10 protein-coding genes and 1 tRNA gene are annotated in these 14,158 nt (G+C 59.1%); 9 read left to right on the top strand and 2 right to left on the bottom strand.

Annotated elements, in window-relative coordinates:
• Window positions 1-25 precede the first annotated feature (25 nt).
• The gene (locus NKI72_RS22845) at window positions 26-2,998 is read right to left on the bottom strand and encodes a trifunctional glycosyltransferase/class I SAM-dependent methyltransferase/polysaccharide deacetylase (RefSeq protein ID WP_352834869.1); all 2,973 of its coding nucleotides are present in this window, start codon (window positions 2,996-2,998) and stop codon (window positions 26-28) included.
• Between the two features lie 362 nt (window positions 2,999-3,360).
• Here NKI72_RS22845 and NKI72_RS22840 point away from each other — a divergent pair, with 362 nt between their 5' ends.
• The 6 genes from NKI72_RS22840 to NKI72_RS22815 all read left to right on the top strand — a co-directional run bounded on the left by NKI72_RS22840 (window position 3,361) and on the right by NKI72_RS22815 (window position 11,195).
• A complete protein-coding gene (locus NKI72_RS22840) occupies window positions 3,361-3,579 on the top strand; it encodes a hypothetical protein (RefSeq protein WP_352500816.1) in 219 nt (72 codons plus the stop codon).
• A 38-nt stretch (window positions 3,580-3,617) separates the two neighbouring features.
• Complete coding sequence (locus NKI72_RS22835) at window positions 3,618-4,283, top strand: DUF3450 domain-containing protein (RefSeq protein WP_352470876.1); 666 nt, start codon at window positions 3,618-3,620, stop codon at window positions 4,281-4,283.
• 7 nt (window positions 4,284-4,290) lie between these two features.
• Window positions 4,291-6,948 (top strand): OmpA family protein, encoded by a 2,658-nt coding sequence (locus tag NKI72_RS22830; RefSeq protein WP_352850956.1) that lies wholly within the window; start codon window positions 4,291-4,293, stop codon window positions 6,946-6,948.
• A gap of 15 nt (window positions 6,949-6,963) precedes the next feature.
• On the top strand, window positions 6,964-7,455 hold the full coding sequence (locus tag NKI72_RS22825) for a Rab family GTPase (protein WP_254818889.1): 492 nt from the start codon (window positions 6,964-6,966) through the stop codon (window positions 7,453-7,455).
• Window positions 7,456-7,458: 3 nt separating this feature from the next.
• Complete coding sequence (locus NKI72_RS22820; protein WP_352834864.1) at window positions 7,459-8,529, top strand: adenylate/guanylate cyclase domain-containing protein; 1,071 nt, start codon at window positions 7,459-7,461, stop codon at window positions 8,527-8,529.
• Window positions 8,530-8,969: 440 nt separating this feature from the next.
• Entirely contained in the window at window positions 8,970-11,195 is a 2,226-nt protein-coding gene (locus tag NKI72_RS22815; RefSeq protein ID WP_352834861.1) for a mechanosensitive ion channel family protein, read from the top strand.
• 132 nt (window positions 11,196-11,327) lie between these two features.
• On the opposite strand, the gene NKI72_RS22810 is transcribed toward NKI72_RS22815, so the two are convergent.
• Window positions 11,328-11,402, bottom strand: a tRNA-Gly gene (locus NKI72_RS22810).
• Window positions 11,403-11,632: 230 nt separating this feature from the next.
• Between NKI72_RS22810 and NKI72_RS22805 the strand changes: the two genes are divergently transcribed.
• From NKI72_RS22805 to NKI72_RS22795, 3 genes are all read left to right on the top strand, one after another.
• Window positions 11,633-12,130 (top strand): prolyl-tRNA synthetase associated domain-containing protein, encoded by a 498-nt coding sequence (locus NKI72_RS22805; protein ID WP_352834859.1) that lies wholly within the window; start codon window positions 11,633-11,635, stop codon window positions 12,128-12,130.
• A gap of 85 nt (window positions 12,131-12,215) precedes the next feature.
• Window positions 12,216-13,208, top strand: coding sequence for a thioredoxin (trxA, locus tag NKI72_RS22800; RefSeq protein WP_352458335.1), 993 nt, complete (start codon window positions 12,216-12,218; stop codon window positions 13,206-13,208).
• A gap of 162 nt (window positions 13,209-13,370) precedes the next feature.
• The gene (locus NKI72_RS22795; protein ID WP_352450238.1) at window positions 13,371-14,042 is read left to right on the top strand and encodes an LON peptidase substrate-binding domain-containing protein; all 672 of its coding nucleotides are present in this window, start codon (window positions 13,371-13,373) and stop codon (window positions 14,040-14,042) included.
• Window positions 14,043-14,158 lie beyond the last annotated feature (116 nt).

Genomic DNA, 14,158 nt, shown 5'->3' with positions numbered 1-14,158 from the left:
ATCTAGACACTGACAAGTTCACGGTTCATGCGAGCACGGCCTCGACAACGGCAACAAAGTCATCGAGCGAACGATCCCCACGAATCTCGATGCGCGGAAGGTCGATGGGATCGCAATCGAGGTCCGCCGGTCCGTGTCTGCCGCCGAAGCCGATTCGATAGCCGCACTCCTTGGCCAGCCTGCCAAGCCGTCGGTCGGTGACAGAGAAGGGTGCCGCGAACGCCGCGGTTGGCCGACCGGTCCACCGTTCGATGAACATACGAGAGCGCAGGAGCTCGGCGGCCAAGTCAGAGCTCGACAGACCATCGATCGCGCGATGCGTCGCCAGATGGCTTCCGAAGAACGCACCTTCGCCGGCGAGGCGTCGCACCGTCCCGGCGTCCATAAGCTGCGTCGGCGGGCCGCTGTAGGCGTCCCACTGTGCACTTTCACCCACCAAGTCCGTCACCAGGAACACTTCCGCAGTCAGGTCGTTCGCGCGCAAGGCCGGCCAGGCATGGTCGGCAAAGTTCTGGAAGCCGTCATCGAAGGTGATGAGCACTGGGCGGCCAACGAAAGGCTGACGGTTGGCGATGAACCATTCCAGCTGCTCGGAGCTAATCGCGTGAAAGCCATTGGCGCGCAGCCATGTCATTTGGCTGGCGAATGCGGCGGGCGCGAGCCGAAAACGGGCGAGCGCGGCCGGACCTTGATCGGAGACACTGTGATACATGAGGACAGGGATACGCTGCCGCCGCTCGCTATGTGCGACGTCGCGGCGCAAGGCCCGCGCCCCGCCCCAGACGATATTTCGCGCGACTCCGATTTCGATGGGGGCGCGGATTGGCACATGATCTATCGTCGGTTCCGTCGCCACGTCGCCTGGTGACAGGCGGCGGAAGCGGTCTATGCGGTAGAGCTCGGTCTGGATCGATTGCTCGAGAACGAGGCCGTGGGTCGCTGCCAGCGTCTCTGAGATCGCTTGTGCACCGAATGTGTTCCAGTCGAAGCCCGTCCTTTCAACATTGTCTCGTAGCACGAATGCGTGTGCGCTGATGAAACTGCCACCAGGCGCCAACGCCTCAACAAGTTTTTTGGCGATGCGCCGCAACTCGGTGAGATCGTCCAGGTAGTAGAGCACTTCCGAACAGACGATCAGATCCATCTCGCCCGGCAGCGTGTCCGCAGAAAAATCCAGTACGCCGAACTCAACGTTCGGCTGATCACTGCATCGCGCGCCCGCCCGCCCGACGGCTACGGCGGAGATGTCAGTTGCGGTCAAATGGCCCACGCGCGGCGCCAGCTGCCGCGTGAAGTGGCCCTCCGCGCAGGCCAGCTCAAGCGCCCGTCCGATGGGACCGGCAGGCAGAATTTCGAGCTGCCGCTCATATTTTTCCTGCTCATAGGGCGAACCGTAGTTCCAGGGATCCTCGATCGCAAAATGGCGATTCCAGAAAGATGTGCGGTCATTGTCGCGCCCATCCGCGGCCCGTGCACGGCGCGGCGCTGCAAAAGGCTCTTTAGTTTCGGCGCTCGACCGAACCAGCGCCTGCGCTTCCGCGGCCAATCCCGCAAGTTTGCCGAAATGGCTGTCCTGATCAGACCGGCGTCCCGCCATGGACAACAATGCCTCGGCTGCAGACATGTTTGACTTGTCGGCACCGGCGCCCTTTTGCGGTGCATCTACAGGCGATCGCCTCGCAAGTCGCGCGGCACTGTGCATAGGCCGCTCAGAGGGCAGGAAATTCAGGATCAATTCAATCCAATGACGCCTCGTCACTCTCCCGAGTACGCCGAACTGCACGAGAGCCTCGATCTGGCCATCCATCATCAGATGGGCATAGATTTGATCGATTCCTTTCGGTACTTCGATCGAGGCCGGATTTCGCACGTCGACACGAATTCCAAGTGTCCGCGCCAGCCTGCGCGGCGCGGCAAGATCGTCGACATCGAGCAGCATTTGCTCAAAGTGATACTGCACGCGGCGAGCCGCGTCCGGATTATTCCAGACCTTGCCGAGTTCGAGGATCAACTCGGTGAGGGAAGCGCCGAACCTGTCCCACCTGGCAGCCAATTGCGCTGGCACCGACAGGCTTCCTACCATAAGGCCATCGACGGCCACCTTGGCGATCTCACGCGCCCACTTACGTCCTGCTGGGAGCGCGCGCAGGGACTGCGGGTTGATCGAGCGCGAGCCGCAGCCGCAATCCGATGCGGCGTTCCACAACGCGAACCACGCGAGTGCTTCTGAAGCGGTGTGGCCGTTCGCGTCGGTCGCTCCATTGGCGTGAGCCGATGGCGGGTGTTTGACCCTGGGATCGGCGGAAAAGCCGCGAGCGATCACGACTTCGCCATCTGCCAGCATCTGCGCCGAATTGCGGCTGAGCGCGTTGGGGCTGGCCCGATAGAAAGCGAGCGGCTCGTCGACCATCACCCAATTTTTGCCTAGACGTGCGAGGCGCTGCCACAGATCCCAGTCCTCGCAGGTGCGCAGCGACACGTCGAAACCGCCCAACTCGACAATTATCTCCCGATCGACCAGCAGCGCGTGAGTGCGGACGGCACACCGGCGGGCGAACGTTTCGAAGGGTTGAATCGCAACCTCCGTTGCGATGCTCGACGCCGTGAGTTCGCCATCGGGCATCACGCGTCGGGAACCGCAATAGGCAGCCACTGCATCGGGAGCGGATTTCAGTGCGGCCAGCATTTTGGCAAGGAAGCTGGCATCCACCCAATCGTCCGCATCCAGAAACATGAGCCAGTGGCCGCGCGCCTTCGAAATCCCGCTATTGCGCGCGCCGGCGGGGCTATGCGCGCAAGAGCTCAACATCCGAAATCGGGCATCGTGCTCTACATAACCGGCGATGATCGCAGGGGTGCGGTCCGTGGAGGCGTCGTCGACGATGATCGCCTCCCAATCCACTATTTCCTGATCAAGAAGGCAATCGAGTGAGCGCGCCAGCGTTACCTCCGCGTTGTGCGCAGGAACCACGATTGAAACCAAGGGATCATGCGCCACGCCGTCTTACCCGCGCCTGGTTCGAGGTAGAACAAGATGTGTTGATCTTTCTCGGCGTAGGCCGTCACAATCGACGCCGATCAGTCCGTCGACCCATCGTCCATCACCACTATATCCAGTATCTGGCAGGTCTGCCGGCGGATGCCGGCACGCATTGTGCCGACGGTTTGCTCGGCATTGAGCATCGGTACCACACCGCCCTGCGGTAGCATCCTGGATCATCGAGCTTTCGTTTTCTTCGGCAAGAGTTGGCAAATGTCAAAACCGGATGACGGCATCGGCTGGCAGCACTGCCCTGTCAAGATAAGGGCGAATTGGAGGCGGGCAAAAAAGACTTGAACACAGGCTGAATGGCAGCGCGCATGCCCGACGGCTTGGAGCTGGGGTCGATGCGCCAGGGCATCTCCGCTCTCGCATTTCATCTGCATAAAGATGATCGCGGGCGAAGACGCGAGCGCGAGCTGATCCGGATCGAGCCGCATGTCGAAATCTACCCCAATGGGGACGTTCGAACCGACTTAAGCCGCGAAGATTCCGGCTTGCGGGTCGACAATTTTACTGGCAAGTTTACCAGTTGCTAAATTAGCGCTGTGGCAATGTTCAAAAGAAGGGGCATGGGATGGCCAAGGAATCTTCGAGTACCGCTTCTTCGGCAAATAAAGCGGACGCAAATCTGATAAGTAATGCAGACGGAAGCGGGCTGACCTTCATGGCGGGCCAGGCTCGCGAGAGCGGAGCCCCCGGCGACGCTGTAGGTGTCGACAAGATACGTGATCTGCTGTTCGGCAACCAGATGCAGGACTATGACCGCCGCTTTTCCAAGCTTGAAGAACGGGTCTTGCAGCGCTTCAAGGATGTCGAATCCGAGGCCAAGCGCAATCTTGAAATGTACGAGTCAAATGCAAAGAAGCAGGTTGACTCGCTTGCGGCGCAATTGCGGAACGAAAAAGACGCGCGAGCCGACGCCGATAAGGAGATTGATCGGAATCTTCGCGAGCAAAATCAGGCGCTCGAAAAGCAGGTGCGCGCGTTGTCGGATCAGTTGAGCGAGCTTGAGCGGGAAGTTGCGGACCGGATAAATCGAAACGATCATTTGCTGCGTGAGGAAATCAAGCAAAAGAATGAAAGCATTCAGATGCTGATGGAGAAAATGTTTTCCGATCTTGGCAATGTCAAGACCGACCGAAATCTTTTGGCTGGCCTGTTTGTTGAGGTTGCAAAATGTCTAAATCAGGATCCCGTCGGCAGCAAGAACAACTCGGAGCGTACCTGGAAAGTGAGTTGATCGGAACTTGACGTCGACTGTCGACTCAATCAGCCTCCCTCAAAGAGCAGCTTCGAACGATACAGAGATTGATCGCGAGGCGCTGGCTCGCCTTTTGATCGAAATTGCCCGGAACGTTGATCCGGACTATCGTGCGCGTCTCGACGGAATCCCAACCGCCGACCCTCGCATGGAAACGCTGCGCCAGTTGCTGGTCGGCCGCGAAATTTCGGAGCTTTCACGAGTTACGCACCTGCTCGACGAACCCGAGCAGCTTGCGGCTGCAGTGGGGAGCGTTCTCCCCAGTGCAGCCGCACGTGCGCCTCATGCGCAACTCGGAGAGGCCCTTGCGCCAGCTGTCGAGAGGGCCGTGCAACGGTCCATCCAGAAGAGCCCGCGTACGCTGACGGATATATTGTACCCGGTGTTTCTGCCGGCTATTCGCAAGTCGATCGGCGAAAAGATCGACCAGACCTTTCAATCGTTGAATGAAACTTTAAGACATATATTTACCTGGCACGGGCTCAAGTGGAGACTTGAAGCGTGGAGAACAGGAGCAAGCTTCTCAGAAGTTGTTCTTAAGCATTCTCTTGTTTATCGTGTAGAACACGTCTTTCTAATCAATCGCAATTCCGGGCTTTTGATAGCGCATGTAACTGCCGCTAATGCAACTAGCGAAGATCCTCAACTCATTTCTTCTATGCTTAGTGCAATTCAAGATTTTGTAAAAGACTCATTTAACGAGAAAGAACAGAGCGGCCTAGATACCATTCGTTTCGGAGAGCTTCGTCTCTGGTCGGAAGTTGGACCGTTTGCGACCTTGGTTGCGGTGATCCGGGGAAATCCGCCGGAGGAATTACATGAAATAATTCGCGATGTATTGCTTCGCATCCATGATGAATGCTCACAGGCTCTAGAGCAGTTTGACGGCGACAGTTCGCAGTTGGCCGGCGTAGAGACGCAGTTGCAGACCTGCGTTGAACTGAAGCAGGAGGAATCAAACCAGGGATTTCCGTGGCTGGTCGTGGCTGCAGTCCTGCTGGTTTCGATTCCGGCAGGCGGTTGGTTCCTTCTTTCCTGGCAATCCGTGCAGCGCTGGCAGACCTATGTGTCGCGACTGGGGACCCAGCCGGGCATCATCGTTGCCGAACAAAAGGTGCGTGATGGCCAATTCTATATTGCCGGTCTGAGAGACCCGCTTGCCGCCGACCCGCAGTCGCTGTTGGCCGGAACGCAGGTCGATCCCGCCCGCGTTCATTCACAGTGGCAATTCTATCAGAGTCTTGATCCGGAGTTCGTATTGAAGCGGCTAACGGCGTCGCTGGTTCCGCCGGATTCAGTACGACTTTCGATCGTCAATGGTCGCATCGTTGCCGAGGGTGAGGCTCCCAACACCTGGATAGATCGGGCGCGCGCAGCGGCCCAACAACTTTCGGCAGGCGGACCGGAATTCGACATCTCCAGGGTTCGTGATGTGAGCCCCGAAGCACGCGCGGCGGAGCACTGGCAGACTTATGTGTCGCGACTGGAGGCCCAAGCGGGAATCATCGTCGCCCAACAAAAGGTGCGTGATGGCCAATTCTATATTGCCGGCCTGAGAGACCCGCTTGCCGCCGACCCGCAGGCTCTGCTGTCCGGAACGGAGGTAGATCCCGCCCGCGTTCATTCGCAGTGGCAATTCTATCAGAGCCTTGATCCGAAGTTCGTCCTGAAGCGGCTGATGGTATCGCTGACCCCGCCGGATTCAGTACGGCTTTCGATCGTCAAGGATCGCATCGTTGCCGAGGGTGAGGCTCCCGACATCTGGATAGACCGCGCACGCGCAGCGGCCCGACAGCTCTCGGCAGGCGGACCGGAATTCGACATCTCCAAGGTTCGTGATGTGAGCCCCGAGGCACGCGCGGCGGAGCACTGGCAGACTTATGTGTCGCGACTGGAGGCCCAAGCGGGAATCATCGTCGCCCAACAAACGGCGAGGGGGGGACATTTCTATATTTCCGGCCTGAGAGACCCGCAGGCCGCCGACCCGAAGGCTCTGCTGTCCGGAACAGGGGTCGATCCTGCTCGCGTTCATTCACAGTGGCAATTCTATCAAAGCCTTGATCCGAAGTTCGTGGTGAAGCGGCTGATGGCGTCGCTGACTCCGCCGGATTCAGTACGGCTTTCGATCATCAAGGATCGCATCGTTGCCCAGGGTGAAGCTCCTGCCGCCTGGATAGATCGGGCGCGGGTCGCCGCCCAACAGCTCTCCGCGGACGGACTCTCTCTAGAACTCTCCGAGCTGCGTGAGTTGACCCCTCCGCAACTCACTCATTTGAGGGAGGCTATTCAAGCGGTCAACATTTTCTTCGATTCTGGCAAGGCTGTACCGGGACCAGAGCAACTGCCGGTTCTCGACAAATTGGCGAATCAGTTGAAGGAATTGGCCGAGGACGCCCGCAAGGCAGGCGTAACAGCACAGTTCATGTTGACCGGCCATTCGGACGAGACGGGCCGTGAAACGGCCAAGTTGTCGATCAGCGCCGCGCGCGCGGAGACAGTTCGTGCGCTTCTCAAGAAGCGCGGCGTCAATCCGGAGTTGCTCTTGGTTCGCGGCGCGGGCACCTTTGAGCCAGCGGAGATTGAAAATAGCCGAACCGGGAACTCCGCCAACCGCAGAGTTTCGGTTACGGTAAACTTCCACTAGGCGGAGCCCAGGATATTGCAAAAGAAGATCTGCATGTTGGGCGGGTTCGCTGTCGGAAAGACGAGTCTGGTTCGCAGGTTTGTGCAAAGCATCTTTTCAGAAACCTACTTGACCACGGTGGGAGTGAAAATCGACAAGAAGAGTGTCGCATTCCCGGACAAAACCGTGGATCTGATTTTGTGGGATTTGGCCGGCGAAGACGATATCGGCTCATTCCGCGTCAGCTATGTGCGAGGTGCGAGTGGGCTCGTGCTTGTCGTCGATGGAACACGCGCTGCTACTCTTGCCGTTGCGCTCACGTTGCGCGAGCGGGCCGAGGCTGAATTCGGCGCTATGCCGTTTGTATTGCTGTTCAACAAATCCGATCTGGCCGATCGGTGGGCAATATCGGATAGTGAAATTGACGAACTGAGGCAACTTGGATGGCAAATCTATCTAACAAGTGCGCTTTCGGGCGAACATGTTGATGATGCGTTTCGTCAACTTGCTTCGATGGTCAGCAAATAAACCATGAATGTCTTGCCAAGAGAAGTTAAAAGCTGGATTTACGATTTCTTCTACAACGAGCGCTCGGTCGCATATCTGAAAATCGACGCCCAGCTTTGCATAGCTGCGAAGGGCGGTAACGTTAACCATTACGGACTCTCGTCAGTTCGCATAGGTAAGCCTGTTGCCGAGCAGCTTGAATTCATGGAAGGTTTGTTGCCCTGCCCGGAGCTTCCATATGATATGGCCATGGTCGAACTGCCCAGCGGGCGTGTCGCGGACCTCCATCTTTTTGCTGACAATGCCTGCGTGTGGCTGCTCTTTCTTGACGCCACTGCCGAACGCGACAATAGGCAGCGGCTTCAACAGAAGGCTTATGAAATGACGCTTCTGCAAGAGAGGGAGCGTCAACTCAACGAGAAATTACAATCGACAAACGAGGCGTTGAGGGCGAGCCAAGAGGGATTGTCGCGTGAATACCAGCGCGCCGAAGCCCTACTCCTCAACATTCTTCCGGCGTCGATCGCGGAGCGGCTAAAAGCGCACGAACAAATTGCAGACAACCATGCGGAGGTGAGTGTGCTTTTTGCCGACATCGTCGGCTTTACGGAAAGAGCGCGGAGCGTCGGAGCCGTGACGACGCTCGCTATTTTAAATTACTTCTTCAAGGCGGCGGATCTGCTCTCGGAGCGATACGGCTGCGAAAAGATCAAGACAATCGGCGATTGTGTGATGGTGGTCGCTGGCCTGCCCACCGCGCGATCCGATCATGCGGAAGCCCTTGCGCACTATGCACTTGAACTGCGGAACGCGGTTAAGCGCGAACGCTTCGCAGGAGAACCGATAAGACTCAGAATTGGAATTCACTCAGGACCAATCGTGGCGGGCGTCATAGGCAAAAGGCGGTTTGCCTATGACCTATGGGGCGACACCGTTAATCTCGCCGCACGTATCCAAACGTCCGCGGAGCCCGATGAAATCCGCATTTCGGATGCAACTCGTCAACTGCTTGGACCAAATTTTGCTTGCGACCCACTCCAGGAAACGGAATTGCGTGGTACAGGTCGTGTGCGAATGTGGCGGCTCCCGGCCTGATTTGCCGCATGGCAGTGCCGACCCGGAAGCGCATTGCATCTCAAGCAACATCATGGTTTCGAATGTCCGCAGCGGTGCGCGAAGCAGTTGACCACCGAGTGACCGCCAAAGGTCTGTCCTGGTCATCTCAGGAAATCAGTTCCTGAGATTTAACGTCGATGCCCAGTTCATAGAACGGCCGGAGGCCTGGGCCGAGGTCGGAATGCCCTGCCCCCGGCGGCTAAATAAACACCGCCACGTACCCGGCACAGCGGTCTGGCTCGGAACGATGACGTCTTGCACCGCAACATCGGTTTCTTCAAGGTGGGGCAACAACGGACATAGATGTCGTTGCTCGCCGATCTGATCGGAAGGTTAACAGCACGATGCCACTCATGACTCGACGATTGGGAGCCAGGAACCTGGCGCGCCCGGCACGGCGTCTCGGAGACCTGACTGCGATGTTTGCCCTGATTGCCAGGCCGCTCGTCTTTGGGATCGCCCTTTTGTTGGCTGGTCAGGCGCAAGCGCAGGCGCCGGCGACCGTCCCGCCTGAAAGGGTCAAACAATTGTTCGAGCTTCTCGACGATCCGTCAGTGAAGGCCTGGGTGGCCGAACAGCGAAATCAGGACGCCGGGTCAACGGGAGCGCCCGCCGAGAGAGGGGCTTCGCCGACCGACGCATCGTCCGGCGCCGTGGCCGCACCAGGCCAGATGAATACGATGGCATCCTCGACGCTCGATGGGATCAGGCATCATATCGAAAGAATCGTGCGAACTTTGCCCTTGCTGCCAGGCCAGTTCGCGCGCGTTCGGGCAGAGACGATGGAGGATATGTCCAGCAGGGGGCCCGCCGGCGTATTTGTGCTGATTGCAATGTTCATCGCTGCCGGCCTGGCACTCACTTGGGCAACGTTCAAGCTCACCCGTCCATTTCGTCTTTGGATTATCGCGCAACCGAAGGATACGCCCGTTGGGCGAGCCAAGAAGATTGGTGGCCGCCTGCTTTATTCCAGCATGCTGATAGTCTCTTTCGCACTGGGCAGCGCCGGCGCGTTCATGTTGTTCGACTGGCCGATGCTTATCCGCGAGATTGTACTGACATTTCTGATGGCGGCAGTCGTTACATGGGGTGTGCGCATGTACGTCATGGCCACGCTCGTCCCTTCCTTCATGAACGTCGAGAACGCCGTCGAGGTTCGTGCTTTGCCGATCACCAACGAAGCGGCTGACCATTGGTCCTATTGGCTACCCCGGATCGTCGGCGTCTTCGCCTTCTTCGGCGCCGCGTTTATCCTCTTGCCAGGTCTCGGCATCGATCAGGACGGAATGACGGTCCTGTCACTGGTCGCCGATTTCGTGCTGCTGCTGCTCCTGCTGCTCGCCATTTGGCGTCGGCCAAGAACGCAGCGAGACGGTGCGCGCCACATCGGTCACACGGAAGCGACATGGCTATTGACTGCTTATTTCGTCGTCCTGTTCCTGCAGCGTATCGCCGGCCTTTATACATACTTCTGGTTCACCTTCGCCGCATTCTTCCTGCCTTTGGCAATCGTGGTGACGCAGCGCGGGGTTAATTTCGTTCTGCGGCCAGGTTCGGAAGACGTCGGCCGGCCCACGATCCCGGCGGTGACGATCGCTGTCATCGATCGCGGAATCCGAATGATTTTCATCCTGGCGGCGGCTTACCTTCTCGCACGTGTCTGGGGTCTGGACATGCAATCCATGCGGGGCAGTGATACGACGACAACATTCATATTGCGCGGCTTGATCAATGTCGTGGTCATTGCCCTTGCCGCCGACTTCGGCTGGTCGATCATCAAAGCTTTGATCGAACGAAAGCTGGGCATCGAAACACCGCACCCTGTGATCAGCGACGAGGACGTCCCGATCCTCGATCCGCAGCAGGCGCGGCTGCATACGCTCTTGCCGATCCTCCAGAATATTCTGCTCGCATCGATCATCGTGATGGCGGTGCTTATGATGCTCGCCTCGCTGGGTATCCAGATCGGCCCATTGATCGCCGGCGCTGGCGTCGTCGGCGTCGCCGTGGGCTTTGGGGCACAAACCATTGTCAAGGACGTCATTTCAGGCGTGTTTTTTCTGCTCGATGATGCGTTCCGTGTTGGCGAATACATTTCATCGGGCAATTACAAGGGTACTGTGGAAAGCTTTTCGCTGCGCTCGGTGAAGCTGCGCCACCATCGTGGTCCGCTGTTCACAATACCTTTCGGTGAACTCGGGGCAGTCCAGAACCAGAGCCGTGACTGGGTTATCGACAAATTCAACATCACCGTTGGTTATGACACCGATATCGACTTCGCTCGCAAGCTGATCAAGCGGATCGGCCTCGAACTGGCGGAAGATCCCGAGTTCAAACACTGGGTGCTCGACCCGATCAAGATGCAGGGCGTACAGGAGTTCGGCGAATACGGCATCGTATTGAGGGTCAAGGCCACAACCAAGCCGGGAGGTGCCTTCGGTATGAAACGCAAATTTTATGTACGCCTCCGCCAGGTCTTCAAGGAACAGGGCATCGAACTCCCATTTCCGACCGTCCAGGTCCAGGGGCTACAGAACCAACATGGGGCAGAGAATGCACCGTTGGAGATCACGCCCGAGTTGAAAATGGCCGTCGCGCAGTCGCACACTATTCGGCGCAGAAAAAAAGCCAGCACAACGGAATAGAAGAGCTGTGACACCTGCTGGTCACAGTGCGGCTTTCCGCGCATCGCTCATGGCAGGGACACTCTTTTCGCCACGTAAGCAAAAGGCGCCCCGAAAGGCGCCTCTTAATCGCTTGGTTCCCCTCAAGGAAACTGGAGCGGGTGAAGCGATTCGAACGCTCGACCCCAACCTTGGCAAGGTTGTGCTCTACCCCTGAGCTACACCCGCTCGTGCGGCTTTTGGGCCGCAAGCCGCGCCTATATGGCTGAAGAGCGCGGCGATTGCAACAGGGAATTCGCAGGCTTTTTGCTTCGTCGGCAATGCGGACAAGCGCTCCTCGGGACGTCGCAAGGCAATCACCCCCGCGTTGCGCGACGGGCTTGTCTTGGCCGCATCATTGGCCGTAAACGGCGTTAGCCGAACAAGCCGTTGAAAGCGGGCCATCAGAAGAAAGACCGATGCCGAAGACCGAAGCCGAACTTTTCGCCTTTCTCGCCGGACTCGGGATCGAGGTATCGACGCGGCGGCATCCGCCGCTGTTCACGGTCGCCGATTCGCAGGCGCTGCGCGGCGAGATTGCCGGCGGCCATACCAAGAACCTGTTCCTCAAGGACAAGAAGGACAATTTCTTCCTGGTCAGCGTCGGCGAGGAGGCGGTGGTCGATCTCAAGCATATACACCATCTGATCGGCGCTGCCGGGCGCGTGTCCTTCGGCCGGCCGGAGATGCTGATGCAGCTTCTCGGCGTCGTCCCGGGCGCGGTCACGGTGTTCGGGCTGATCAACGACACCGAGCGAAGGATCAAGGTCGTGTTGGACGAGGAGCTGATGAGCCATGCGGTGGTCAATGCCCACCCGCTGACCAACGAAGCGACGACTTCCATCGCTGCCGCGGACCTGGTCAAGTTCGTCGAGGCAACCGGACATGATGCTGTTATCTTGAAAGTCTCGGCATGATCGCCACATGGGTGACTGAAACCGGGTTCTAAAGAAGGATGTTGCGCCCGTCCCTTGGCCGGCGGCGCGACCGAAAGGCGAAGAGATGAGTGATAGCAACCCCTTTGGCGGCCCATTTGGCAGCAATGGCGGCCGGTATGCCACCACCGTGCAATATGGCGGCACCGATGCCGCGCGTGAGAAGGTCGCGCTTGCGGAGGCGCCGGCCGACGTCATCAAGGACACAACGACCGCTGGATTTGCCGCCGACGTGATCCAGGAATCGCGTCACCAGCCGGTGCTGGTCGATTTCTGGGCGCCGTGGTGCGGCCCTTGCAAGCAATTGACGCCGCTGCTGGAGAAGGCGGTGAAAGCCGCCGGTGGCAAGGTCAAGCTGGTCAAGATGAACATCGACGACCATCCATCGATCGCCGGCCAGCTTGGCATCCAGTCGATACCGGCGGTCATTGCCTTCAAGGACGGCCAGCCGGTCGACGGCTTCATGGGCGCCATTCCCGAGAGCCAGATCACGCAATTCATCCAGAAGGTCGGCGGCAAGAACGGCGGTGCGCCGCAAGTTGCCGAGGCGCTGGCCGCGGCCGCCGAAGCGCGCGACGCCGGGGACGTGCAGACGGCGGCCGACATTTACGATGCCATCCTGGAACAGGCGCCGGAGACGATCGAGGCGATCGCTGGCTTGGGCGATCTGCTGTTCGAGGCCGGCGATGCCGAAGGTGCCGAGGCGGTGCTGGCGCGGGCGCCGGAAGCAAAGAAGGATGCGCCCCAGCTCGCCGCGCTGCGGGCCAAGATGGCGCTCGCCGCGCAAGCAGCAGTGCTCGGCAATCCGGCGGAACTGGAACGGCGGCTGGCCGAAAACCCCGGGGATCACCAGGCACGGTTCGAGCTTGCCATGATCCAGAACGCCAAGGGTGATCGCATGGCGGCGGCCGACAATCTGCTGGCGATCATCAAGGCCGACCGCTCGTGGAACGACGACGGCGCCAGAACCCAGTTGCTGCAGCTCTTCGAGGCATGGGGCATGACCGACGAAGCAACGCTGTCGGCACGGCGCAAACTGTCGTCGCTGCTGTTTTCCTGAGCCGGCGCAGACTGTTTTGTCGCGCGGGCTTGCGGTGGGCCGCGGCTGCGCCAGATTAGGTTTTCGGACGGCGTTCGATTTCAGGTTTCCGGTGTTGCGCCTTGTGCCGGCCGGGAGGAGACGGATTTGTGCGCTTCCTGACAAAGCGATCGGAGGATTGAGGTGCAGGCGGGAAACGCGCATTACCGGCTCGCTGCGGACTTACCGTCGACCATGCCGATCTTTCCGCTTGAGGGCGCATTGCTGCTGCCGGGAGGCCGCATGCCGCTCAACATCTTCGAGCCGCGCTATCTGCAGATGGTCGACGAGGCGATCGCCGGGCCGCGGCTGATCGGCATGATCCAGCCCAGCCTTGACGGTGCGCTGCGTCCCAACGGCGAGCCGGAGCTCTGCAATGTAGGCTGCGCCGGGCGCATCATTGCGCTGTCCGAGAGCGGCGACGGCCGTTACCTGATTTCGCTGCAGGGCGTGTGCCGGTTCCGTATTGTCCAGGAGCTCACGGTCAAAACACCGTTCCGGCAGTGCCGGTTGGCACCCTTTCTCGCCGATCTCGACGAGGAGCAGGCAGACGCCGAGATCGACCGGCCGGCGCTGCTCAAAGCGTTTCGCGCCTATCTGCAGGCTAACGATCTGGAGGCCGACTGGGAAAGCGTCAGCCGCGCCGAAAACGCCATGCTGGTCAACGCACTGTCGATGATGGCGCCCTACGGGCCGGCCGAGAAACAGGCGCTGCTCGAAGCGGCCGATCTGAAGACACGCGCCGAGACCCTGATCGCCATCACCGAAATGGCGCTGGCGCGCGACAATGAGGATTTCGGTTCGAGTTTGCAGTAGGTTCTTGCCTTCTCCCCTTGGGAGATCTTTGCACAGAAGCCGATCAGTGATTCTGTTGTGAGGTTGGAGCAGGGAGATTCGCGATGGTGGATCGTGTTCTGGGTCAGTTGAGTCTG

Origin of the sequence: Mesorhizobium sp. M0437 (assembly GCF_040321335.1) — a bacterium.
Taxonomy (GTDB): domain Bacteria; phylum Pseudomonadota; class Alphaproteobacteria; order Rhizobiales; family Rhizobiaceae; genus Mesorhizobium.
This window is presented reverse-complemented; position numbering and strand designations above follow the sequence as displayed.

Excerpts from the sequence above, each read along its gene's own strand:
- NKI72_RS22820 (WP_352834864.1), top strand. The coding sequence starts at position 7,459 with ATGAATGTCTTGCCAAGAGAAGTTAAAAGCTGGATTTACGATTTCTTC.
- NKI72_RS22835 (WP_352470876.1), top strand. The coding sequence starts at position 3,618 with ATGGCCAAGGAATCTTCGAGTACCGCTTCTTCGGCAAATAAAGCGGAC.
- NKI72_RS22815 (WP_352834861.1), top strand. The coding sequence starts at position 8,970 with ATGTTTGCCCTGATTGCCAGGCCGCTCGTCTTTGGGATCGCCCTTTTG.
- NKI72_RS22840 (WP_352500816.1), top strand. The coding sequence starts at position 3,361 with ATGCCCGACGGCTTGGAGCTGGGGTCGATGCGCCAGGGCATCTCCGCT.
- NKI72_RS22805 (WP_352834859.1), top strand. The coding sequence starts at position 11,633 with ATGCCGAAGACCGAAGCCGAACTTTTCGCCTTTCTCGCCGGACTCGGG.
- trxA (WP_352458335.1), top strand. The coding sequence starts at position 12,216 with ATGAGTGATAGCAACCCCTTTGGCGGCCCATTTGGCAGCAATGGCGGC.